The following is a 515-nucleotide window of genomic DNA, read 5'->3' as shown; positions in this document are numbered from 1 at the left end:
GATGTTGCAGTTGCGATCGCTGAAGGCCACCACCTTGTCGCCCTTCAGATGCTTGTGCCCGCTGTAGCCCAGGTTGTCGCCGCCTTTCTTTGCCGCTGTGGTCGTGCCGTCGCCATGGATGTTCGCGAGGTCGAGGAGCTGGTCCCGATGCAGTTGATCGACCGAGCCCGCGAAGACCCGGTCGATGCTGCCGTCAGCCTGCCAGCGTCGCATGATCCGGTAGATGCGGGTGTGGTGGATTTCAGGCAGCCCCTTTGCATCCGTTTCGATCGGCAGCATCTTCCATTGACACCCCATATAGAGCGCCTTCAGGACGTAGTTGAACATCCTCTGTAACGGCAACGTCGGCGGCGGGCCGCGCCGGCCCCGGCTCAGGTGCGGCAAGACAAATTGCCCGAACTGCGCTTCACTCAATTTCGTGGGAATCGCCTGCCGGCCATGGTTCGCAGCCATTTTCGCATCCGCAAAGCCCTCACTTTAACCGCTCCCCCCTCGCCAGCTCCGAAAGCCATTCC

1 protein-coding gene is annotated in these 515 nt (G+C 61.4%); it reads right to left on the bottom strand.

Annotated elements, in window-relative coordinates; translation table 11 throughout:
* The coding region (locus EVC45_RS45130; protein WP_211193622.1) for a transposase at positions 1-453 on the bottom strand (453 nt) is incomplete at its 3' end.
* Positions 454-515 lie beyond the last annotated feature (62 nt).

This window comes from Paraburkholderia sp. UYCP14C (assembly GCF_004197395.1).
Taxonomy (GTDB): domain Bacteria; phylum Pseudomonadota; class Gammaproteobacteria; order Burkholderiales; family Burkholderiaceae; genus Paraburkholderia.
This window is presented reverse-complemented; position numbering and strand designations above follow the sequence as displayed.